The sequence below is a fragment of the Candidatus Sysuiplasma jiujiangense genome (genome assembly GCA_019721075.1).
Lineage (GTDB): Archaea > Thermoplasmatota > Thermoplasmata > Sysuiplasmatales > Sysuiplasmataceae > Sysuiplasma > Sysuiplasma jiujiangense.
Map to the genome: position 1 here is coordinate 19,330 of JAHEAD010000013.1, position 21,281 is coordinate 40,610.

General features: G+C 46.8%; 19 protein-coding genes. 12 read left to right on the forward strand and 7 right to left on the reverse strand.

The window, feature by feature from the left end; all coding sequences use genetic code 11:
- The first annotated feature begins 259 nt into the window (after window positions 1-259).
- Both KIS29_08130 and KIS29_08135 read left to right on the forward strand, forming a co-directional pair.
- Window positions 260-1,060: a glycosyltransferase gene (locus KIS29_08130; protein ID MBX8640286.1), complete on the forward strand. Its 801-nt coding sequence runs from the start codon at window positions 260-262 to the stop codon at window positions 1,058-1,060.
- A 155-nt stretch (window positions 1,061-1,215) separates the two neighbouring features.
- Complete coding sequence (locus KIS29_08135) at window positions 1,216-2,208, forward strand: glycosyltransferase family 2 protein (GenBank protein ID MBX8640287.1); 993 nt, start codon at window positions 1,216-1,218, stop codon at window positions 2,206-2,208.
- Between the two features lie 57 nt (window positions 2,209-2,265).
- On the opposite strand, the gene KIS29_08140 is transcribed toward KIS29_08135, so the two are convergent.
- The 3 genes from KIS29_08140 to KIS29_08150 all read right to left on the reverse strand — a co-directional run bounded on the left by KIS29_08140 (window position 2,266) and on the right by KIS29_08150 (window position 9,032).
- Window positions 2,266-3,855 carry a flippase gene (locus KIS29_08140; GenBank protein ID MBX8640288.1) on the reverse strand — a complete coding sequence of 530 codons (1,590 nt, stop codon included), beginning with the start codon at window positions 3,853-3,855 and terminating at the stop codon, window positions 2,266-2,268.
- A gap of 350 nt (window positions 3,856-4,205) precedes the next feature.
- Complete coding sequence (locus tag KIS29_08145) at window positions 4,206-5,384, reverse strand: glycosyltransferase family 4 protein (protein ID MBX8640289.1); 1,179 nt, start codon at window positions 5,382-5,384, stop codon at window positions 4,206-4,208.
- A 276-nt stretch (window positions 5,385-5,660) separates the two neighbouring features.
- Window positions 5,661-9,032: a hypothetical protein gene (locus KIS29_08150; GenBank protein ID MBX8640290.1), complete on the reverse strand. Its 3,372-nt coding sequence runs from the start codon at window positions 9,030-9,032 to the stop codon at window positions 5,661-5,663.
- Window positions 9,033-9,347: 315 nt separating this feature from the next.
- Here KIS29_08150 and KIS29_08155 point away from each other — a divergent pair, with 315 nt between their 5' ends.
- The 4 genes from KIS29_08155 (at window position 9,348) to KIS29_08170 (ending at window position 13,787) form a co-directional block, all read left to right on the forward strand.
- Window positions 9,348-10,757 carry an alkaline phosphatase family protein gene (locus KIS29_08155; GenBank protein MBX8640291.1) on the forward strand — a complete coding sequence of 470 codons (1,410 nt, stop codon included), beginning with the start codon at window positions 9,348-9,350 and terminating at the stop codon, window positions 10,755-10,757.
- A gap of 69 nt (window positions 10,758-10,826) precedes the next feature.
- Window positions 10,827-11,183, forward strand: a complete 357-nt coding sequence (locus KIS29_08160; GenBank protein MBX8640292.1) for a hypothetical protein — start codon at window positions 10,827-10,829, stop codon at window positions 11,181-11,183.
- Between the two features lie 332 nt (window positions 11,184-11,515).
- Window positions 11,516-12,628, forward strand: a complete 1,113-nt coding sequence (locus tag KIS29_08165) for an SDR family NAD(P)-dependent oxidoreductase (protein MBX8640293.1) — start codon at window positions 11,516-11,518, stop codon at window positions 12,626-12,628.
- Window positions 12,629-12,716: 88 nt separating this feature from the next.
- Window positions 12,717-13,787, forward strand: a complete 1,071-nt coding sequence (locus KIS29_08170; GenBank protein ID MBX8640294.1) for a GDP-mannose 4,6-dehydratase — start codon at window positions 12,717-12,719, stop codon at window positions 13,785-13,787.
- Between the two features lie 455 nt (window positions 13,788-14,242).
- Here KIS29_08170 and KIS29_08175 read toward each other — a convergent pair whose 3' ends face one another.
- The gene (locus KIS29_08175) at window positions 14,243-14,638 is read right to left on the reverse strand and encodes a hypothetical protein (GenBank protein MBX8640295.1); all 396 of its coding nucleotides are present in this window, start codon (window positions 14,636-14,638) and stop codon (window positions 14,243-14,245) included.
- 90 nt (window positions 14,639-14,728) lie between these two features.
- Window positions 14,729-14,884, reverse strand: coding sequence for a hypothetical protein (locus KIS29_08180; GenBank protein ID MBX8640296.1), 156 nt, complete (start codon window positions 14,882-14,884; stop codon window positions 14,729-14,731).
- 1,347 nt (window positions 14,885-16,231) lie between these two features.
- On the opposite strand from KIS29_08180, the gene KIS29_08185 reads away from it, so the two are divergent.
- Complete coding sequence (locus KIS29_08185; protein ID MBX8640297.1) at window positions 16,232-17,389, forward strand: AAA family ATPase; 1,158 nt, start codon at window positions 16,232-16,234, stop codon at window positions 17,387-17,389.
- 233 nt (window positions 17,390-17,622) lie between these two features.
- Here the strand turns inward: KIS29_08185 and KIS29_08190 are convergent, their stop codons facing one another.
- Together KIS29_08190 and KIS29_08195 are read right to left on the reverse strand one after the other, a co-directional pair.
- The gene (locus tag KIS29_08190) at window positions 17,623-18,048 is read right to left on the reverse strand and encodes a hypothetical protein (protein MBX8640298.1); all 426 of its coding nucleotides are present in this window, start codon (window positions 18,046-18,048) and stop codon (window positions 17,623-17,625) included.
- A complete protein-coding gene (locus tag KIS29_08195) occupies window positions 18,038-18,274 on the reverse strand; it encodes a MerR family transcriptional regulator (protein MBX8640299.1) in 237 nt (78 codons plus the stop codon). The genes KIS29_08190 and KIS29_08195 overlap by 11 nt, the downstream gene beginning before the upstream one ends.
- 307 nt (window positions 18,275-18,581) lie before the next feature.
- On the opposite strand from KIS29_08195, the gene KIS29_08200 reads away from it, so the two are divergent.
- The 5 genes from KIS29_08200 to KIS29_08220 all read left to right on the forward strand — a co-directional run bounded on the left by KIS29_08200 (window position 18,582) and on the right by KIS29_08220 (window position 21,188).
- The gene (locus KIS29_08200; protein ID MBX8640300.1) at window positions 18,582-18,872 is read left to right on the forward strand and encodes a hypothetical protein; all 291 of its coding nucleotides are present in this window, start codon (window positions 18,582-18,584) and stop codon (window positions 18,870-18,872) included.
- A complete protein-coding gene (locus KIS29_08205; protein MBX8640301.1) occupies window positions 18,847-19,317 on the forward strand; it encodes a PIN domain-containing protein in 471 nt (156 codons plus the stop codon). The genes KIS29_08200 and KIS29_08205 overlap by 26 nt, the downstream gene beginning before the upstream one ends.
- Window positions 19,318-19,953: 636 nt before the next feature.
- Window positions 19,954-20,277, forward strand: coding sequence for a hypothetical protein (locus KIS29_08210; protein MBX8640302.1), 324 nt, complete (start codon window positions 19,954-19,956; stop codon window positions 20,275-20,277).
- Between the two features lie 256 nt (window positions 20,278-20,533).
- Complete coding sequence (locus KIS29_08215; GenBank protein MBX8640303.1) at window positions 20,534-20,758, forward strand: type II toxin-antitoxin system CcdA family antitoxin; 225 nt, start codon at window positions 20,534-20,536, stop codon at window positions 20,756-20,758.
- A 169-nt stretch (window positions 20,759-20,927) separates the two neighbouring features.
- A complete protein-coding gene (locus tag KIS29_08220; protein ID MBX8640304.1) occupies window positions 20,928-21,188 on the forward strand; it encodes a type II toxin-antitoxin system VapC family toxin in 261 nt (86 codons plus the stop codon).
- Window positions 21,189-21,281 lie beyond the last annotated feature (93 nt).

The window sequence follows — 21,281 nt, forward strand, 5'->3', positions numbered from 1 at the left end:
CAAATCGCAAAAGCATCGGACTGCAGGCATTCGTGTCCCGGAACGCTCATTCAGTCCGTAATGCAAGTGCAAATCCGGCATATGCCGGTTTCAGCTCGATACAGGATGCAGTTTAAAAGGCCGCCTGGAAACAAGGCTCCCATCAGGAATACTCAGGTTTATTCAAATTTTTCAAATTTCCCTGCGTCCTGACACAACAGCTATAAGTTTAAAACAGCAATTCATCCGACTGCTTCAAAGGACGAATGGAGGAGCATGCATGCAATCCAAGGCAATTTCAGTAATAGTTCCAGTCTGGAACAACCCAGAAGGCATTTCTATTCTGCTGCGCTCCATTAATGCCGATGAAACTGATGAAATTGAAATTCTGGTAGTTGACAGGGTCAGGGATGCAACAACATCATCTATCTGCGATAAAGAGGGAGCGAAATACCTGATATGCGCAGAAGGACGATCTGCAGCGAAAAACCTTGGATTCGAGAAATCTTTCGGAGATTATGTCATGTTCCTGGATTCAGATATGACGCTCGAGAAAGGAACAATCAGCAGATGTATCCATGATGCGGTCAGGCATGACGCCCTGTGCCTCAGGGAAAAGGTGATTACAGGGTGCAACTACTGGGCGAGAGCCCGCGCGATCGAGCGTAATGCCATGTACATGAGCGGAATTTTCGAAAGCGTCCGGCTGATAAGGAAGGATGTGTTCAAAAGCGTTGGAGGTTACGATGAACACCTCGAGGGTTTCGAGGATCTGGATATGCATGCTAGAATTATAGAGCACGGATATAGCGTTGGATGGACTGAAGCGACGATACTGCACAACGAAGAGGATGTTGGTTTCGTAAGTTATCTTTCCAAACGGAAAAAGTACGCTTCAGGAAGAGAAATATATGCCTCAAGGCACCCGGTCTACTGGAAAGAGCTCAAGTCATTCCGCAGGAGGTTGAAGCTGATAGACAATGCTCTGCAGGATTACCGGCCATCTGAGGCGTTGTATCTGTTGCCTGGACTTCTCGTGATACGCTCATTTGAATTTCTCGATTCTCTGTTTGGTTTCTAAGCACTGCCTGCAATATATGATAACCTTCTTTTGACTCTTGTTTATTTCCAGCTGAATGGCGGAAAGCTAATGCAGCCTGGGAGAATCTGAGCCAGTAAAAGAAAATACAGCGCTGCCCAGCACAGCAGGCGTCAAAAATAATTTATGCACAGAATGTGTCTAGCCCAAACAAACTGGAGATTGTAGGCAGCCTGAGCATAATAGGTGGCCGCGACCTCCAGAGTGAGGTTCTTTCCTTGAATTTGCCAAGGCTTTCGGTCATAATACTCAACTACAACGGGGCTCGTTTCCTTCATGACTGCATAAACAGTGTTATTTCGCAGAACTATCCTGAAACCGAAATCATTGTGGTGGATAACGGCTCTGCCGACTCATCATGTGAAATTGTGGAAAGAGAATTTCCCTCGGTGAAACTACTGAGACTCGCTGAGAATTACCACTTTTCAGGAGGTATGAACAGGGGTGTAAAAGCTTCAACCGGTGACGTGGCACTCCTGCTTAACAATGATACGGTTGTGCTCGATGGTTGTTTCGGAACTGTAATGGACTCCATCGTCAGGAACGGAATAGACATCTGCGGTTGCGGAATCATGAAGGAAAACGGTAGAAGACCGCAGAAATACGACCTGCTGTACGAGACTCTTGACTTTGCTGGTGCTGCCCTTTTTGTCAGAAGGACTGTCTGGGAGGAATTGGGCGGAATCGATGAGGATTTCCGCACATACTTCGAACTGAAGGACTTCTCTGTGCGTGCACTCCTGAAAGGGTATAAGGTAATGGTTGAGCCGAGAGGCAGGGTCTTCCACTTAGGTTCTGCGACCACCAAGAAAATGTCAGGATACGCGCTCGTCAACATGTCCAGAAACTTCCCCATGCTTGTGCTCAAGGATTTCAGAGCCACTACAGCTGCAGCCCTGCTTTTATCATATTTCGCATCAAGATCCCTTATTGTCCTGAAGCTGACTTTAACCGGCGGAAGCGAGGAGGCGCGCTACAGGCTTAAGGGAAGCGCCGAATTCATAAGGATGCTTCCTCAAATTCTGGAAAAGAGAGCAGCAATTCAGTCTTCCCGCCTGTGCAGCGACAGGGAGATAGTTATTCTGCGGGACAAGCCTTTCTTCAAGCTGGGAATCGATGGCGGCATATGATGTAACGATGCATCAACCGGGAGAGCAATTCCTTTTTCTCTTGGTGCGGCAAATGCCCTATTTCTTCTGACCGAATGTAATGAATGCCCTGCCTATGCTCCTTACAAGGCGGAGCCTCCTCTTGAGAATGTGTTCGATGAATTCGAGGATGAAGATATCCGATTCTTCTAAACTTGCTGTTAAGAGTATCGCTGCTATGGAAAAAACGAACGAGCCGGCGAGGAAGATTAATGCAGTAGTTATATTCAGGACAGGTCTGAATGCCGCAAACAGGACGATTGGAACTGAAATGGAGAGTATCAGCGGTTTCAGAAGATTTAGGGTAAAGGGCTGGAGCTTGTTTTCTCCGGCAAAGAAGGTCAGGCAAAAGATACGGTAAATGAACGATCCCGAAACAGACGCTATCGCTGCTCCGACAAAGCCAAAATAAGGTATGAGGGCAACACACAGTAAAATGTTTCCTCCTGCTCCCAGCAGGCCGGAGAAGGCAACGAGTCTTGTCTTTCCGGTCGCTGCGAGTGAGGGAGAGGATGGGCCGATGACAGAATTAATAAACGAACCCAGCGCGAGTATCTGCAGTGCAACAGCCGCCTTTCCATACCTGCTGCCAAACGCAATTGAAAGCGTTGCACCGGGAAAGCTGAAGAACAGCAGGAAAATTGGAACGGAAATTACAAGATTCCATTTCAATATTGTTTTATAGAGAAGATTGAGCTCTGCCCTTCTGTTACGCGAAATTAGCCCGGATGCTACCGGAAGTATGATGAAGCCCAGTGCGTTGATACCGATAAAACTTAGCTTACTCAGAGACAGCGCAGCCGAATAATATCCGACCTGTGCGGCATCCCTGAAGAGGCCAAGGATCAGCGTGTCTGCGTATAACATGAAATATGATGAGAAACCAACCATCATTATGGGAAGGCCGAACAGGAGAAGAAACCTGGTTTCCGAAGCGCTGAGATGCCCCGTGAATTTAACATATTTCTTTCTAAGGATGTAAACAAGAGACAGGGATGAGGTAACAACCGCTGCAATCACATTGCCCAGTATGATACCGTAAAAACCTTGCCCGGAATAATAAAGGAGCACGGATAACAGTGTGAAAAGAGTTGGTGGAAGCAGGTTGATGAATAGGGCGTTTGCGACGGTATTTCTGTATCCTCTCGCGATAGAAGCTGCCATCTGCGTCACAATTCCAAAGAAAAGCGCGGGAGAAAATATGACGATTATAAAGGCAAGGTACGACTCATGGAAAATTCTGCCAATGATGGGTGAAATTGAGAATATTGCAAGTGAAAAAAGAGCGCCGAGAATAGCGGAAGCCGCAAGTCCGTTCAAGGCAATGGACTCTTTCCGTTCACCGCCGAAGAACGCAAGATTTCTTGCCACTGATGCATCCATTCCCAGGGGTGCAATCATGCTGAACAGTGCAATCAGTGACAAGGCCAGGGTGAACTCCCCCCATTCCTCTACCGTTATCAGCCTCAGTATAATGACTCGGCTGATGAAGGCAATGATGAAATAGCTCAGCGATGCAAAAAGTGTAATCGCCGTTCCGCGACCCATTGAAAATATCGTGTCCCTGAGAAGATCGCGTTCAACAGTGGAATTCTCTGCTTCAGAGTTTATGGCATTCACACTCGTCAATCCCGCAGAAACCTGGTAAACTGATTACTGAAGTTACACAAACAGCCATTCTCCATTTAAATAGCGAATTTTAGAGATGCGCCATTGACATCAGGGTTAAAATCAGTTACGGTTTGATTCCGTCATCTTTCATGTTTTTGCCTGTGAGGAATTTGCAATCCATCACACCGTTAGTCAGAGGGATAAAACAAGCCACAGTGCATCAAAGCTACGATCTTAAATTCAGGTTGGGGACGTAGTTGATTCCTGCTATTGTCTACGACACATAGTAGACGTACCTGCCCTGAAAGTCATCCTGATATTTTACAGCCTTCCGTTGGCCTCCGGAATGTGCAGCATGAGCACACGGGCTATGCAACTGGCTGATTTCCGTTGAACTTTTCCAGGAGAGACTCCCTGTACTCCTTTGCCGTATATCCGTTTCTCCATTTCACCGCTTTTTGAACAGCTTCATTTAAAAAATCCCGATCTCTGAAAAGTCTTTCTATTGCAGACGCAAATCCCTGAGGAGTATTACTGACAACAAAATCCCTGCCCATGTGTTCCAGGACGTCGCTGGCAGATCCTAGCTCTGAGCTGACTATCGGCACGCATCCGTTGGAAATCGATTGTATCAGCCCGTAACTGGGTCCGGTTTCGACAATGTCAGGATTAGACCACCTTATGTAACACATTGCCCTGGAATAAAGCTCATCAAGCGCTTCCTCTGCCAGGTCTTCCATGATGGAGATCCTTTCATTTAGGGCTTCCGAGTTGATCCTGTCGATGAAATTCTGCCTCAGCTCAGAAGAGCCGAATGTGCCGCACATGGTGAATTTCACTTCCGGAAGAATCTTCATTATGTCGATTGCAAAGAAGGGATTTCTCACAAATGTCCATCGTGTGTCAAGCAGAACAAATTTCTCCTTTTGAATGTTCAGTTTTTTAAGTGTAAAATAATCCTTTACTACATGGGTGTTTATGCCAAGGGATGAGCGGATCTCATCTCGCATTTTGTCCGTGATTGAGATGTTCACAGCGGATATTTTCATCAACTTGCTGAGATAGAGTCCCAGAATCTTCCTGATTGCAAATGGAAGACCGGAGAAAGTTGGAGGCTCATGGAAATAGAGGATCAACCTCTTCCTGTATTCCTGTTTCATTAAAATTGGGACAATTCCTGTCCAAATGCTCATGCAGATGATTAAGTCGAAATCAATGTTGCCTCTGTTAATCTTCTTTGCAAATTTCAACTGCCCGAAAATATTGACTGCGTCCTTAATATAGAATGCACCTTTCAGGAAGAGTTTGAAAACCGGAACCTGGAAAAGCTGGGAGACCCGGAACCAGATATTGTCTTCTTCAATATCAACATCAAGAGGCTTCATAGACTGAAGATTAACCAGATACGATGTTCCATCATCGTGGAAGAAGACGATTCTGACGCGGTCACCGGATGAAATAAAAGACTTTGCTATGTCGAATGCAAGTTTCGTCGCACCGGTTTTGGCAGAAAGAGTATCCTTAATGATCAATACATTTAAGCCCAAAGCCTACACTTGTAGAGCGAACATCCATTGGGATTTAACTATTATGATGCCAGACCCAACCGCAATGTGCTTTTATAACAGATGCTTTTCCTGCTAAAAACTGTTAAATCAGCTGCCATTTTTGTTCCGATTATATTTGTTAAGTGAGCATCAAATTTCATGTTTTCCGCTTCCGAAATCCGATACAATCACCCTCAAATGCCCGACATTCAGAACTCCATTTGCCTTTGAAGACTGTTGTATTCATTGAAGCTTTTTGAAGATGACCGGATTCAATTATGTCTTTCCGTCCACTTTTGAGTGTTTCGCTAAACGATCAACCAGGGAGCGCAGTCTTGTCCTCGATGATTTTGAGAAAATAATAACACCGATAAGCAGCACATTGAATGAAAGAGGCAGATATACTATCCAGTAAACATAGGATTGGACAGTATACTTCATGTCAAATGAAATGCCGTTGCTGCCATTGACAGGATAAATGAGATAGCCGTTCATGCTATTGTCAATCAGCACGTGCTTCCAGCTTGATATGCCCTTCGTATTCTCAAGCATCCAGTATGGATTATAGTTCTGATGGAAGACGACCAGAACAGGAAGCGTACCGTTCAGACCACCCACGTTAACATGGACATCAACAGGCGACACAATATCATATGTCACAATGCCGTTTTGAGTTTGTATGTTCTGCGTTGGCGTCGAAATGTATGTACCTGGCTGAAGCGTGCTGGTATAGAACTTTCCTATGGCAAGATAACTGATGGTGAGATTCTGGTATCCGGGCCAGTCGCTTATCGATGCATGCAGTCCGGCACCTGTGTTGTTGAGCGGCAGAATCTGGATGAGAATGTAATCGACTGTCTTGTCGCGGCTGCGGCTGAGTGCATTATTCATGTTGACAAGCAGCATGCTGGAATGACCCGGGCTGGAATATCTGAAGGCACCGTAGACGCCATTAGAGGCCCAGTATTCGTACAGCGCAACCTGGAATCTGTTGTTATTCCATGTCGTGCTGTTTATTACAGGAGCTGTAAACAGCTGTATGTATATCGCCGTGTTTATGTTTGTTGAGAAATTCATTACCAGGTAGGGGTACACAGATGTGTTTATCTGGAGCGGAAGTCCGTTGTAGAAGACAACACCCATTGAACCCAAAGGTCCGGATACAGGATGGGACTGTATGTATGCCTTGGTGGAGTTGTTGAGCGATATCGATATGCCTCCATTCCACTGTGCGCTGAAGTCATTGGCGGCTACGAACGAACTGTTTTCCTGGGAAGAGCTGTACACCAGACCGGTTATGTTGGAATAATCCTTAAAATTAGATCCGAAGAAAGTGTTGTTGTCTACGATCTGGCTCACGCTCAACGCCGGGTCGACTCTGGAAGAGGACAGATAGCCAGACGTCATGTTGACAGAATCCAGGAAATGGGTACCAAAAAGACTCCTGTTTTCCAATGTCTGAGAGACTGTGGTTATCGGATTGACCAGAGAATCATTGAAGTATGAGGAGCCAATGTTCTCTGCAGGCACAGCATAGCCATCCAGGAACCCCGAACCGTTAATGATTCTGCTGGCAATCGAAACGGTGCCGGGCAGGAGTGCATTCCTGTAAATGTAGTCCGGGGATATCACCTTTGCAAGCGTCAGGTTGGCCGTGTGATTTAACGATGAGAGGATGAGTGGATAGTCCGGTGGCGGGCCGAAACCAAAGGGCACGTTGCCGCCAACCATCCCTTCAATTACCACGTACTGCACATTCAGCTGGGCAAGTGCAAGGCTCAGATTTTCTCCTGCAGCCGAGCCGCTTCCGATTGAGTTGTAGATGAAATTAAGCACCTGGTTGGACTTGCCGTCAATAATCATTGATGCCGGGAGGAGGGAGGGAAGAACATCGTAAGAGTCGTAGCCGTTGGTCCAGTTCTGTTCCAGGAATCCTCCGGGATAGAGAAGAGCGTAAGCATTGCCGACATGTGTTTTGAGATAGGAAGCGACCGCATATTCGTACGGTGGGATAGACATCCTTGCACGGTACGGACTTCCCGGGATCGCATGACCGGTAAAGATTGGTGTTGCGGTGGAAACAAAGGGCGCTGCTATGAGCAGGAATATCAGCAGGAGCGCGAAGGACTGGCCAAGATACTTCCTTCTTCCGCTGTAGGTCCTTACTGCTGTTGCGTAATAGTCCGCCTGCCGGTTATTCAGCATTCTGTGCCGAACGCTTACCTGCAAGTCCTTCAGATTTCTGTAACTTTTCGTATAAACGACTTCAGGAATGTCCGATGCACGCGCAAGTTTCCATTTAGCTTCTGGAAGTGCATTCTTCCACAAATATCCGGCAGGACGAATGTAGGACACACTTTCAGGAATGGCCGGAATTTGACGGGAGAGACGTCGAAAACTCTTGGAACCGCTATCGGAGGTGTTGAACCGTGAGGTGGGATCAAGCAGCAGTAAAATTCTCACAACCGAGACAGACAGCAATATGATGAGCAGCGTGTAGAAGGAGTAACCGAATGCTACCGGCACATTACGAATTGCCTGGAGTATCAGTGGATTGCTCACTAAAATTTTCACAAGGAAATATACGGGAGAATTTACTCCGGCCATTACTATGGCGAGGAGAATGGAAACTATCAGGAAGTACAGATATTGGACATTGTACCTTCTTCTGCCAAAGTAGGCAATTGCGATGGATATCGGGATAAGATACGTCAGGTAGGAGCCAAAGCTGCTGTATATGAAGGTGTCTGCTGCAGTGGCTCCGGGATATCTTTCTATCCCATACATTCCCCTCAGCAGTGTTATCAGATTCAATGGTCTGGTCGTCTGTATAAAGAGCAGCAGGTTGTAATTCACAGAGGTGCTGCTTCCTGCAAAGGCCGGAGCCAATCGGGAAAAAAGAATGGTGGAACCGATCCACCAGGTATTTATGGCGAGTGCTGCAGCCAGAAATATTGCATAGAAAATGATAAAGCGCCTCAACCCTTTGAAGGTGAACGCCGGATAGAACAGAAGCAGTCCAGGCAATGCAAGAGTGAGAACTGCATAACTGAAATTCGCAGGCACGTTGATACTGAATGTGAGCTCAGAGAGGATAAGCAGACCTGCAAATCTGGGGTAGTTTATTCTGTTGCCTCTGATGAAGGATTGTAGCTCTATCATTAGATAATAGATGAAGGCAATGAATAACCCCGAGAACAGAAAATCTATTGATGTGGCGTCCCACCAGTAATTTATCAAAATGTCATAGTTATAGACGAACAGAAGTGAAGCAACTATGGCAGCAATCCAGATAATTTTTTTCTCTGATGGAATTATGAATTTTCGCATTATCTTGTAGAAGAAGATGGAAGCAAGGCTCTGTGAGAGAATGTATGTGAAAATATCTCCAAAGGCTGGAGGTATCCTGAAAAGACTGAGCAGAAGAGGCCAACCAATGTCCGGCAGATTGAAAATGTTCAGAATCTGGCTGCCGCCCATGTTCTTTACTTTCCAGGCATAAAGGAGTGTCACGATATCCTGCGCCGGATTAAGAGGCCAGGTCTGATCTATGAAATGAATGATGTAAATGCCTTTTACATTTACAGCGGTGACATATGTTGCAAATGCGATGAAAATTAAATATGCTGCATATTCCTCTTTTTTCATCACACCTCATCCACACCGTTCAGCCCGTTTGCAAACTGCTCAATACTGGCTCCCTGAATCTATCTGAATGAGGTATTAATATGTATTTCTGCTCTGATAGGACATCTACGACATCTCCTTTCCGGAACAATTCTCTCATTCATTCTGTCTTGATTGACCATTTACAGTAACTTCATACCCTGCTTGCACCCTCTTTTCGCATGACTTGAATACTGTTACATTGTTTTACTGCCGATTACAGCATTTCGCATCACCGACCAAATTTGCACGCAGGGATTTATAACCAAAATTGACATAAACGGCGGCAGTGATGATGTGCAACTTACCTTTGACGTGATCGTTTCATTATTGCTGTCATTCATCATAATCATTGCCGGCTTCACCACAATTGCAAGCGCTCAGGCCGGCCAGAGAAACACTGCAACACCCATCAAGCATGTTATCATAATAATGATGGAAAATCATAGTTTCGATAACTTATTCGGCATTTACCCGGAAGTTCAGGGAAACAATAGTAACGCAACGGCTGGGATTGAGAGGCCGGTGAACCTTTTGAACACGAGCCTGCTTTCAAGCCTTAGCCCGGTTCCCAACGGCACCTACAGCACAACGGATCCTGTTGAAGGATACACTACTTACCACAATGATTTCAACAATGGACTCATGAACGGCTTTCTAAACAATTCAGGCCCCCAGTCAATGACATACTTCACCTCCAACCAGCTCTCCCTGGAATGGATACTCGCAGAAGAATTCGGGCTCGGAGACAGATACTTTTCCAGCTATCTGAGCGAAACTATACCAAACAGGCTTATGTCTCTTGCCGGATATACACCAGTCGAGGCTGATAACGGCCCTCCACCTTATATCCCTTACAATCAGACAGTATTCTATGAACTCCAGTATTTCAACATAAGCTGGTCCTATTACACTGTGACTTCAAGCACTTCTTCCATACCGCTTGATTTCATATCCGGTTTCGGAAGCAGCGCTCAGTATGTCCAGAACTGGACCAGTTTCTACAGAGCTGTCAATTCATCCACTCTTCCTTCAGTGAGCTGGGTCATGCCAGTTGGAACAACCGATTCACAGTACAGCCAGCATCCGCCTCGCAATATGACGCTGGGCGAGGTATGGATGCTCAATATAGTCAATGCTGTAATGCACAGCGCCATCTGGAACAGCAGTGCGATTTTTATTACATACGACGAGGGAGGTGGTTATTACGATCAGGTTGCACCTCCTGTCCTCGATAACATACAACTTGGTTTCAGGGTTCCTCTGATTGTAATCTCCCCTTACGCAAAGGAGGATTATATTTCAAGTACACTGCTAAATCACGATTCACTGCTTGCATTCATTGACTTTAACTGGAAAATACCCCCCCTCAACGGCTTCGTATCGTTTTCAAACATACCCCTGGACTTCTTTGACTTCAGCCAGAAGTATTCCTCTGGGAATCTTCGGAGGAGCCCGATGTCCATAAGCGCAAATGACACTTTTCCTGCTGTTCCCCAGATACCGTTCGGCAAACTTCCTTATGCCAGAAACGGTTCGTCGAATCTTACTTTGCATTCGATGCATATTTTGCCGTTTGTTGGGAACAACACAGCACTGGAGGGAAAGAACAATTATGACCTGTTGGCTGTGATCCTGCTGTCCGTCTCCATTGCTGCAGTCTTCACGCTCGTTTATATACGCAGGAGAAGAGGAAAAGGCAATTGACTAATTCATCACAAAATCTGAATCACCAGAACGCAGCATAATATTTTAAATACCCAACTAATAGTCCAGATGAGAAATATGCATACTTTTCCAACCATCATATCGCTTGTTGCTGCAGATGCCGTTCCAGTGCAGAATTTTGGAAATTTTGTTACCGTGCTTCTTCTGACATTCAGCATTTTTATGATATTCGCCGGTGCATTCACATCCTACTTTGGCACAGGCAAAAGCAGGATGGTTGGTGTCATTCTGCTTCTGGTAGGCGTAATAGTCGCTATCGCATGGCTTGCCGCGGCCCAGATTTATAGCTATGCTGACCCGAATCTTTCATTAGTGATTTGGGGAGCATTTCTGAGCATCATTGCTGCTATCGCCGGTGCAGTCATTGCTGTTCTCGTATTCCTCTTTGCCATCATGAAGACTTGAAATCGGATTGAGAATTGTAAACCGCAGGGGGCCTGTAAAGGGGTATTCAACGTGACCTGTGATAAAAAATGCATGTCCCGGGCGACGGGGACGGAAGGCCCTGCTCTCTATCGGACAGAAACCGCCTTCGAGCATCTTAACAACACGTTTCATGGAAGTTCTTCGGAGATAGCTTTCTCTGCAGGGGACTGTATTAAGATGCATCCGGAATATGCAAATTTCCGTACGCCACAATTTATTTGCTCGGTTTATTTGTGCCCCGACTGGTCACGTATGGCGGAACCGCTTCTGAAAGAACTGAAACGTATTGAAACTTCATAGAAAGGGATAGTATGAAAAAAATTCTAGTAACAGGAGGGGCAGGCTTCATAGGCAGCCATACAGTAGATACGCTGGTGGGTCGAGGTTATGAGGTTGTTGTTTTGGATAATCTGGAAAGGCAAGTCCACCGGGGCAGAAAACCCTCTTACATGAATCCGAAGGCTGTATATCTCAAAGGGGATGTGAGGAACAGGCAATCATGGATAAGAGCGCTTAAGGGTGTAAATTCTGTCATTCATCTGGCAGGTGCGGTGGGCGTGGGCCAGAGCTTCTGGCAGGCAAGAAAGTACATGGACGTCAATGCGGGTGGAACAGCAACGTTTTATGAAATACTTACCAGAGACCGGAAAATCAGGGAGCAGATAGAGAAGATTGTCGTGGCATCGTCGAAGAGCTGTTACGGTGAAGGATCCTATGAGTGCACGGAACACAATGTTTTCAACCCGGAACAGCGCCCTGTCAAACAGCTTAAGGCCAGGGCATGGGAAGTCGTCTGCCCAGCATGCGGCAGGGAGGCAAGTCCAGTGGGTATCAGGGAGGACAAACCAATGCAGAATTTGAGTCCTTATTCATTGTCCAAATACGCAACTGAAAAGCTGGCGCTGGACTTTGGATACGCGCTCGGTATTCCCACGGTGGCGCTGAGGTATTTCAATGTCTATGGACCAAGGCAGAGCCTGAGCAATCCGTACACAGGCGTCATTGCAATATTTCTCTCAAGACTCAAAAGCGGTAACAGGCCATTCCTCTTTGAAGACGGAAGGCAGCTGAGAGATTATATTTATGTTGAGGATGTCGCAAGGATCAATGCAGAAGCGCTGAAGAAGGGGCTTGGCGTTTACAATGTCGGAACAGGGAAACCCAGGTCCCTGCTTGAAGTCGTGAACATGCTCCGTAACAATCTTGGAAGTGAGCTGGAAGCGCATGTTTCTGAAGAATTCAGACCGGGTGATAACAGACATGACTTTGCGGACAATTCGTTGCTGCGCAAAACATTCGGTGACATAAAATTCACCGAAATGGACAGGGGAATAGACAAACTGGTACGATGGGGTTCAGAGATCGAAGCAGCTGACATGTTTGAGATGGAAGAGAAGGAAAGGAAAAGATATCTTGCTTCCTGAGCCATTCTCAGGACACATACACATTGGCTGCACAGCCAGCAAACTTTATTGGTAACAACCCATTCACACACAAGGAATGTCGATACAAATGGCAGACAATAGAATGATCGTGACCGGTGGCACAGGCTTCATCGGCAGTCATGCTGCTGAATACTTTGCCGATTCTGGCTGGAAAGTTGCATCTGTTGACAACCTGTCCCGTGGAAAGCTCCTTGGGGAAACAGGTGTAGACACATCGGCATACAACTGGAATTATCTGTCAAAGAATCGTGGAATAGAACTCGTGAAAGCCTCAACCACGGATGAGAAAAGTATGAACGATCTCATAAGTGGCGCAGACGCTGTCGTGCACACTGCCGGACAGGTCGCAGTCACAACCTCCCTCAAGGATCCGAGGAAAGACTTTGATACCAATATGATTGGCACTTTCAATGTGCTTGAGGCATGCAGGAAATCAGGACGCAACCCTGCGGTTGTCTTCTGCTCCACGAACAAAGTGTATGGGGAGAACGTAAACAGTATCGAAGTTGAACTGACAGGAAACCGTTACCGGTATGAGGACAGCAAATATGCACAGGGCATACCGGAAGACTTCCCGGTTGACGGGTGCGAACACACACCATACGGCGCATCCAAGCTGGCCGCAGACCTATACGTGCAGGAGTACGGTCACACGTACGGCCTGAAGACAGGTGTCTTCCGCATGAGCTGCATATACGGAACAAGGCAGTTCGGGAACGAGGACCAGGGATGGGTGGCGCATTTCCTGCTCTCCGCACTGAGGAACAGGGAAATCACCATTTACGGCGACGGCAGGCAGGTGAGGGATGTACTCTATGTCACAGACCTGGTGAAGGCATATGACGCCTTCCTCAACTCTCATCTAAAACATGGTGTTTTCAACATGGGCGGAGGGTCGGCAAACACGATATCGCTGCTCGAGCTGCTCGAACGAATACAGGAGTTGACTTGTATCAAACCTGCTTTCAGGTTCGACAGATGGCGCAACGGTGACCAGAAAGTCTACATATCGGACATATCCAGGGCGCGTGCTCAACTGAACTGGGAACCCGCCGTAGGAATACAGGAGGGGCTGAACAATATGGTCAACTGGATGAAGAACGAAATGCGAACAGGAGAGAGGGCAAAGGAAGTTTAAACACGGTAACATCATCAAATGCCAGACATATCAACCGGTTTACTGTCCTCTTCTTATGCTTTCTTTCCAGCTAATCAGCATGCAATTCTGTCCGCCTCGCTGTCGTGCTTATTGTTAGCCCTATAGTCCAGTCCACCAATCGTCAAGCGTAAGGTGAGCGCAGGCAGTGCATGAGCTGAAACGGTGCTGATCTGCCCAGACGGGCCTTGACGCATCACCCCTTCGCCAGTTTGAACACATAACCGGCGATGCGAACTGCATATAACTTCTTATTACAATTCGTTTGTATGGCTCAACGGAGATCTCTACCCTTTGTTCCTTCGTATTTGCCATTGGGCATCCATCGCCTGAAGGGATAGATAATCACCATATGGCTCATCATAGGATGACGCAGTATCGGATTCCCGATTTCCCGCAGGAGCGGTGGTACTGATTATGAACAATTTTTGCAGAGACTATTGATGGTTGGAGAATTCGATTTTGCCAATCACTTCCTTAAGTCGTTCATCAAAGAACGTCGTGCCTTCGCGATCATCTAGCCTGGCGTAGGCGAGTAATTCAAGCGCCAGAAACCTCTTCGTCGATTTGACAACACTATATACCGGCCTCTTAGGATTCCTGTTTGCCAATTTGATGAATTTTAACGTTAAGAGATCGTTCAGTACTTTTCTCACAGCAGGCGCAGAGGAATCTGTCAATTCTGCAAGGTCCGTTGGGCTAAATACGGTGTTTGGATCGGCAACGATTTCTTCCACGACCCTCAGCGTTACACTGTCTCCGAGCAGCCCACCATAGGGTTTATTTTGTGCCTCGCCTGATATAGAGTCAAGTGCTTCCTTATCTTCAGCCATGCTGTCTCTCCTCTGGTTATTCATTGCTCAGTGTTATCGTACAAATTAATGCTTAATATAACTTTGCAATAGAAAAGTAAACTTTCTAATTTAGAGCCCAAACCGGCCTGAATGATGGGGCGGCCTCATGTTCAGTTCCGCCAGTATTCTGCCTGCAATGGCCAAATCAACGATTTTGACAACATCCTCACCTCTGGCATCGAGTTTCGTTAAGATGCCGTTATCATGCAAGAGATCGTAACTCATTTGCGAGTCAACCTGCAACTGGCCGCATTTTACGTTGAATTTCCGGTAGCTGACTGTTCCGCCCCTTTTCAGCATCCAGCAGATAATTTGGATCTGTGGTGAATTAGGGTCTGAAAACATCCAGCTCACTCAGCTGATAAACTCAAGTACAATCAAAACCGCCTTGCCTATAAAAAGAACTAGTGCAACGCATCCGAAGTGTAAATCCGGCTGCTCAAGTATCCTCTCATAAGGCTCATAACCACACCTGGAACCAAGAATCCTGCAGGTTATCGTATCAATCTTTGCCAGCTTTCCGGCTCGAGTTTGATCGAGTTTGGGGAACTGCTTCCGGTTTCGGTAATTTTCAGCAATCCCTGATTTCTTACCATACGATACTGGGCGTTCAAATGTCTTCCTTTGGACAAAATCGAGCCGATTAGAGCGATGGAGAGGCAGTCCGGTCTGGCCAGGCTGCTACTGTCTCTCTATCTTGAAGGTCCGGGAAGCTTGAGCTGGATTAGTGAGAACCGGGCGCTCTGCAAACATGAGAAGCAAGTCTGTGGCATCGAAAGATATTCCCACATCTTGTGAGATGTCATCCTTCATCCATCACATATCTGAAATCAGACAATGTCGCGTTAATACAGAGTCCGGTCCCTGAGGGAAGGGATTTGACGGGAGCGTAATTGCCGGAGAGCCATACCGGCATCTTGAAGCTATGACGCTGTGGCCGGAGCCTGGAGCGGTACACCAAGACAGGCTCAATGAACCCGGAGATCTCCGTCCCGAATAATCAAAGCCGGCTTGGAGCAACCGGAGGCGGCTGGACGTGTTCGGAGACGGGCAGATGGTGATGCCTGGACTTGCAAGGAGATGAGAACAGTGGCTGAAAAACGAATTAAGGTTGCTGAAACGGTAAAGGAAATCGATCAGCCCCTTACCAGCAGGTGAAGTGTGGACTTCACGCATAACAAAGGATGTCCCAAACCATCACTGCTTCCCCTCATCCCCGTCGGGTCGGTGCTGACAGTAACATCTTCTTTCTCTCCGGCAGCTTCTTCCTTATCTTTGCGAGGATCTGTCAATTAGCCTGTAACAGGGCCTGTTTTGCCTTATAGGATGGTTGTTTGCTTATTTTGAGCGTTATCACGAGAATCTATGCATATGTAGCGTTCAGCCTTACCCGGGCGAAGGTGAGCGGGACATTAGCATCCTTGAAATGACTTATGCCACACTGCCCATCTGCTGCAGCGGAACGATGAGCGCGGTGAAGCTGCCCGGCCATGTGTTGCCTCCAATGGCAGGTACAACAATAACAACGAAACCAACAATGCTTATATATTGTTGATGTTTTTGTTGGTATTGTTGACTATGTACCACACTAACCCGTTCAGGCCCGGTCAGCCAATAGACCCGAAGTACTTCGGAGGGCGCAAGAAAGAGCTGGATATTTTCGAAGAGTGCCTGAATTACTCTTCCACGGGGAATCTGCACCATCTGGCAGTGATGGGAGAACGCGGAATCGGCAAGTCCTCCCTTCTAAGAAAGTACGATGACCTCGCAACAGATCGTGGCTTTCTGGCGGTCAGGAGAGAGCTGGACACGACGGTCGATTCAATAAATTCTCTCATGGAGTTCATGCTATATGCGCTGAAGGCGTCATGTACTTCAATATTCTCGGCAAGAATGAAAGCGTCGAGTAGAACCAGGAAGTTCTTCCAGAACTACTCACTGAACGTCTCGATAATGGGTTCCGGTGTATCCGTGCAGAGGCAGGGAGGGGTTTCACTCCTGCAGGATGTGTTTTATGATGAGTTCGCAAGGGTATGGGCCGAAGTGAAAAACGAAATACCTGCAATAGTTTTTCTGCTTGACGAAGCAGAGAGACTTCAGCAAATAGAAGGTTCATGGAGTTTCCTGAGAACTCTGTTCACGAGATTCGCGGAGAGTAATATGAATTACATGCTGGTCGTGGCCGGTAAATTGGACCTTTTCAGAGGCATCAGGGAAATTCACTCCCCGATGGAAAGGTTCTTTCTGCCACTAGAAATTAAGGAAATGGTGCTGGATGAGACGCGAGAAACACTGGAAAGACCGATGGAAGCATTCCAGCGCAAATTCAAGAGCGATGCGGTCCAGAAAGTTTATGAAAAAAGTGGGGGGCATCCATATGTCGTCCAGACCTTTGGATTTTTTGCGTTTGAAACAGGCGAAAAGAATCTAGATGCGAGGGTCTTCGACAGCATCGTTCCGGTGGTGATGTCCAGACTTTCAGTTCAGCTTTTCAAAGAGAGGTTTGATTCTGCAAGCCCCAAGGAAAGGGAAATACTGGGCGGTCTTGCAAAGTTGGATGGACCGTCCACCCCTAAATCGGTGAGTCGTATTTGCGATGTTCCGTTGAAAACAGTATGGGTGGCTTTGGATCGACTGGTTAACAAGGATTGCGTACGCAAAGTCGGACGGGGCAATTACAGTTTATTTACACCGCTCTTCGGAGAGTACGTAAAGGCCACAATCCAGTGACAGATGAGAGACTCGATTTCACACCTGCCGTCAATGAGCCTTTGACGCAGCGACGGGGACAGCCGCCAACTAGCCTGGGCTATTGGTGCGAGACCGTACACAAGTCGGTAAGCACCTTCAATTCATGCCTTCAGCAAAAGGTTTCGAGAAGACTACTTCCGTCCTACACAATCTCAATTTTCTAAGTCGAAGCAAACCTGGATCGCAACCGGGATTTGTAGACAGACCAATGCTCAAAGAAATGGGTTCACAACCTCGATGCCTTTGACGTCGGCAAAATCCCTCACGTTCTCCGCGAAGACTTTCCTGATGCCATTCTCCTTCATAGTTTCCATTATCACTGCGCCCCAGAAATGCATCCTTGACTGGCTGGATTTTCTGGCCGCTACATCTATTGTCTCACAGGTATAGTCGACTTTTCTCCATTTGTCTGACCTGACTATGCCGTCTACTATTGTAAATGCCTGATCGGCAGGCAGACCGAATTTCCTGACGGTTGCATAGAATACTTCGCCCAGAACCTGATTGGACACCACACCCCTGATTTCACTGTTAAGAACCTGTCTTATCAGTTCAAGACAGATGGCCCTTTTTCTCGGTTCCCTCAAATCAAAGGCATAGCATATGATGCTGGAATCGAAAAACACTTCATCGATCATGCAGTTCTTCTCTGTTGAATTTCCATTTCTTCATCCTGGCTCCCTTCTCAAGAAGATCAAGGAACTTCACTTCAGCACTCTCCCGGCTCTTCTCGGACCATTCTTTCATTGCTTCGGTGATGGCTTTCCCCAGGTAGCCCTTTCTTTTCCCGTATCTGCGGCCAGCTGCCTCTCTGAACGATTTTTCGACTTCTTCATCGACACTTACTGTTATTGTCCTGGTCATACTATTTATGTATATTGCAGTATACATTTAAATGTTTATTCATATGTCAATAGTCAATCTCAACGAAGCTCGATTTACCCGAGTTACTCCTTCACGAGCAGTTTATACAGTGAGTAAACTGTCGAATTCGGATGAAGACGTCACTTCTATACTGTTATGTTAAAATTGGAAACAGTGGACTGCCGTTTGATGGATATATGTCAGCGGTTACGCAAATGTGTTTTTCATCTATGTCTGCTCGAAATCGGAAACAGATACAGGAGAACAACTGAAAGACTATATATTTTGTATACATATATACATGTATATGACGTCTACAACGATAAGGATAAAGCAAGAAAAGAAGCAGACGCTCCAGCAATTTCTCGCGAGCCTATTTCTGGAGGAAGGAATTAAACTCAATGAGCAGGACGCGGTGGGAACCCTTATCGATTTCGGCACCGCTCACAAAGATGAATTTGTAAGGCAAATCAAGAAAACACCCCTTGAAAGAGACGCTGCATGGAAGATGCTAAGCAAACCAGTCAACTGGGGAGTGAGAGACGCGGCAGAGAGTGTAGACAAGTACCTGTATGGCTTGGAGCGCCAGGAGGAATGATGCCATTTCTGTCTTCATAGATACGGGTGTTTTTGTCGGTGCAAGAAACTCCAGAGACGACAGGCACAGGCTGAGTGTCGAGGTAATCAAAAAGGCGCTGAAGGGTGCTTTCGGGGCGGTTTACACCTCAGATTATGTTATTGACGAAGCAGTTACTCTTGCGCTCGCAAGAACCGGAAAACCAGAAATTGCGTTCGATATAGGAGATTTCATATTCAAGTCGGATCGGATTAGGCTTCTGTGGACTGAAAGGAGTGTATTCTCTTCAGCCTGGGAGATGTTCAGGCGATATAGTGAAAAGAGACTCAGCTTCACTGACTGCATTTCCCTGGCCCACATTGAGGACAAGAAGATCAAATTCATTCTCAGCTTTGATTCGGGTTTCAGAGGGCTGGCGGAATATGCAGAGACAATGTTGACCGGCCAGCAGAGAAATGAACATTGAGGTTTTAGCTCAACTCGACTTTCTCAAATCTGATGCGATTCGATAATTAGTCATGCAATTTGGTCCCAGAAAATATATCAATATTTCAGGGATCAACTGGCGTTTCCGGCCTTCGATGAGAGCACGCTCCCCTGAATGAACCATACGGAGTCGCAGTTGAAATCGGAAGGTGAAATGCACAACCTGTTTCAGTCGACCAAGCCGACAAGTCGATAATGAATAAAAAGGACGAACAGAATAAATGAAGGACAACCGGGAGTGGGCACAAGGCCCACAACGGATCGTCGAGACAACCCTCCCGGCCGCTGATCAAACGATCAATCCTCTTATATTAGAATTTTTACTATCAGGAACAGACAGCTGATACCCGCTATACGCCCACTATGGTTGTTCAATATATGTGTCGGGTCAGTCCGTTGAAATCAGATGTTATTGGCCGGATATCCTTCGGCATCTCCATTGTGGACGGCGGTGTGCTATCCTAACGATGGCCTGATGAATATCTGTCGGCCGCCGCTTAATTTGGTCCCGCTGCCATCCAATCAGGCAATTGCGCTTTTGCAAAATCTGGCTGAAGTGAAGGTTAATTTTGGTGCGGGACAGGCCGGATTGACTTTCCAAATAATATTGGCAGGCATGTTCCCTGGGAGCGAGAATGTGGTGGCCGCCACACTTTGCCACAATTCAGGCAGCGGCCGCGTTCAGCATCCGAACATTATGCTTCCTACCTCTGTCAGGGAAAGCCATCCATCACTCTTCAGGATATTTCGATGGAACAAAGACGATGTATCGGCAATAACGATGACAGTGGTGGCAAACCGGCATTTATATTACGAGTTTCTGAAGAGGGGGATCGAGATAGAGCAGACACTGTCATCGCCTTCCTCTTCTGTTCAGTTCATGTTTTTACCGGTCCGGTCGTCGCGCTGTCAGCCAGTTTATCAGACAGTTGCCAAGTGATAAGGAAGCATGGTACACATTATACGAAGTAGGAAGCATCAGGCATGAGGCACATGGCATAAGGGTCAGGGCAGGGGACAACTGCCAGGCATCTTGGCGTCTCCGCGCCGCTCGCACTGAACAGAAGATTTACAATGCCGGCTGAAAAACGCCTGAACGGCAGATTTCTGTGGAACTGCCGGCCTGGCTGGAACGGCCCGACTGTGATAAACATACAACAGAATAAGTATGTACAGCAATCGTCATATAATGATGTATGACCAGACTCCTGAGTGTAAGGATTGATGAGCATCTGCTCGAAGAATCGAGACGGCTGAAAATCAACTGCTCTGAAGTGGTCAGGGCGGCACTGAAGGAGGAAATAAGGAAAAGGAGAGATGAGGAACTCGCAGGGAGCGTTTACAGAATACACCAGCTTCTGAAGGGAGTGGACATGGAGCAACTGGTGCTTGAATTCCGTAAGGACAGAGAAAGGAGTTGAGCATCTGCCGCAAGGTTTTGTTATCGATGGGAGTTCAATGTTTGAATTGTTTTCTTAAGCTCGGATCAAAGTATTTTACCCATACTCGGCAGCTCATTCATTCTCGATCTGGCATTGTATGAAATCGGAAGTATACTGAGCAAGGGAAAGGACAACCGCATAAGGGGCCTTGCACCGTGATAGTGTCCTCGAGCTTTCTCGTGAATTCTCCAGGGTGCTGGGCGCCATTGAGAGGATTCACCTTGAGCCGGAAGATCTGAAAAAAGTGCTGCTGCTTTCACTTGAGAAGGGTTCGGCTTTCTACGATGCGGCTTACATATTCCAGAGCCGGAAACTTAATTTGCCTCTTGTGACAAACGACAGGAAAATGGCTTCGGCGGGAAAATCTGCCGGCATTACGGTAAAGAAGGCAGAGGACTTAGCTGCATGAATTTGCATGAATATGCGAACTGCCTCCGAACTGCCTGAACCGGATGACTCTTTTGCCCTCTGAAACTGGAAATTCAGTCTTTCATACCCAACC

Bases quoted from the DNA above. Each gene is read 5' to 3' on its own strand.
- KIS29_08130 (MBX8640286.1), top strand. From the start codon at position 260: ATGCAATCCAAGGCAATTTCAGTAATAGTTCCAGTCTGGAACAACCCA.
- KIS29_08150 (MBX8640290.1), bottom strand. From the start codon at position 9,032: ATGAAAAAAGAGGAATATGCAGCATATTTAATTTTCATCGCATTTGCA.
- KIS29_08160 (MBX8640292.1), top strand. From the start codon at position 10,827: ATGAGAAATATGCATACTTTTCCAACCATCATATCGCTTGTTGCTGCA.
- KIS29_08165 (MBX8640293.1), top strand. From the start codon at position 11,516: ATGAAAAAAATTCTAGTAACAGGAGGGGCAGGCTTCATAGGCAGCCAT.
- KIS29_08170 (MBX8640294.1), top strand. From the start codon at position 12,717: ATGGCAGACAATAGAATGATCGTGACCGGTGGCACAGGCTTCATCGGC.
- KIS29_08175 (MBX8640295.1), bottom strand. From the start codon at position 14,638: ATGGCTGAAGATAAGGAAGCACTTGACTCTATATCAGGCGAGGCACAA.
- KIS29_08180 (MBX8640296.1), bottom strand. From the start codon at position 14,884: ATGAGTTACGATCTCTTGCATGATAACGGCATCTTAACGAAACTCGAT.
- KIS29_08190 (MBX8640298.1), bottom strand. From the start codon at position 18,048: ATGATCGATGAAGTGTTTTTCGATTCCAGCATCATATGCTATGCCTTT.
- KIS29_08195 (MBX8640299.1), bottom strand. From the start codon at position 18,274: ATGACCAGGACAATAACAGTAAGTGTCGATGAAGAAGTCGAAAAATCG.
- KIS29_08200 (MBX8640300.1), top strand. From the start codon at position 18,582: ATGACGTCTACAACGATAAGGATAAAGCAAGAAAAGAAGCAGACGCTC.
- KIS29_08205 (MBX8640301.1), top strand. From the start codon at position 18,847: ATGGCTTGGAGCGCCAGGAGGAATGATGCCATTTCTGTCTTCATAGAT.
- KIS29_08210 (MBX8640302.1), top strand. From the start codon at position 19,954: ATGTTCCCTGGGAGCGAGAATGTGGTGGCCGCCACACTTTGCCACAAT.
- KIS29_08215 (MBX8640303.1), top strand. From the start codon at position 20,534: ATGACCAGACTCCTGAGTGTAAGGATTGATGAGCATCTGCTCGAAGAA.